Annotated in this window: 1 protein-coding gene; it reads left to right on the top strand. The window is 68.3% G+C overall.

The window, feature by feature from the left end:
* Nucleotides 1-117: 117 nt before the first annotated feature.
* A complete protein-coding gene (locus tag AZG88_RS14515; protein WP_061045196.1) occupies nucleotides 118-1,338 on the top strand; it encodes a lipase family protein in 1,221 nt (406 codons plus the stop codon).
* The last annotated feature ends 45 nt before the right edge of the window (nucleotides 1,339-1,383 follow it).

Here is a 1,383-nt window from a genome sequence, read left to right as displayed (position 1 = left end):
CCCGTTTTCGTTGCGGCGGGCCCGCCGTCCATTGCATTGCCGTAACGGGCGGGCCCGAATACCGATATCTCCTGCGAACTCGGTAACAATCGATCTCTAGGCAAACTAGGAGGCGGCATGAAGCGTGCACGTATCACGAGCCTCACCGCGGGTGCATTGTGCGCCGCATTCGTCGCCTGTATCACCGTCGCGAATGTCGGAGTCGCGGCCGCCGTGCCGATCTATCCCGCCTCGGACCCCGACCCCTTCTACCTGCAGTCGCAGGGGCTGGCCGCTGCAGCGGTCGGGGAGCCCCTCGCGGTCCGTCCGATGCCGCCGCTGCTCGCCTTCCCCGACACCGACGTCTGGCAGGTGAAGTACCGCACCACCAACTCGGAGGACCACCCGATCTCGTCGGTCACCACCGTCCTGGTACCCCGCACCCGGCCGGTGAACGGGCCGCTGCTGTCGTATCAGCACATCATCAACGCGCTCGGACCGCGGTGCGCGCCGTCGCGGACCCTGTACTCGAACGACCCCGACCTCCAGATCAAGGAGGCGCCGGCACTGAACCTCGCACTGCAGCGCGGCTGGACGGTCGCGCTTCCCGACCACCTCGGCCCGAACAGTGCCTACGGTGCCGCGAGACTCGGCGGAACCATCACCCTGGACGGCATCCGCGCGGTTCAGCGGGTGCCCGAACTCGGTGTGGCGGAGAGCCCGGTCGCGCTCGCCGGATACTCCGGCGGCGGCATGGCGTCGGCGTGGGCCGCGGCGCTCGCACCCACGTACGCGCCGGAACTGAACATCGTCGGTGTCGCCGAGGGCGGTGTGCCCATGAACATCGGCAAGATGGCCAACGGACTCGGCATGCAACCGCATCCGGCATTCGGTCTCGCGATGGCGGCGGCACTCGGACTTGAGCGTGAGTACCCGGACCGCCTGCCGATCAGCGAGCAACTCAACGATCGCGGCCTGGCGATGCGCGACGAGATGGTCAACGCGTGCACCAACGGCATTCTGGCGGCCGGCGCCGGTCGCAGCGCGACGGAGGTCGCCAAGACTACCGACCTCATGAGCAGCCCGCAGGCCTGGGAGGTGCTGAACGAGAACAGCGTCGAGCTGTACCCAGGTATTCCGACCGCACCGATCTTCGAATGGCACAGCCCGACAGACGTACTCATCCCGGTCGACTCGATCGAGGCGACCGTCGCGCGATACTGCGCCGCCGGCGCCAAGGTGCAATCCGATCTGTTCCCGAGTCCCGACCACCTGACCACCGCCGTGCTGGGCCTGCCGACCGCCCTGGACTACCTCGACGCCCGGTTCCGGGGCGACCCGGCGCCGTCCAACTGCTGATTGGTGCGGCGGCGATCAGCGACGGGTTGCGTGTGCGGCTCGTCG

It is taken from the genome of Rhodococcus sp. LB1 (assembly GCF_001583455.1).
Lineage (GTDB): Bacteria > Actinomycetota > Actinomycetes > Mycobacteriales > Mycobacteriaceae > Rhodococcus_F > Rhodococcus_F opacus.
Note: the sequence above shows the minus strand (reverse complement) of the source record. Positions and strands in the feature narration are given on the sequence as shown.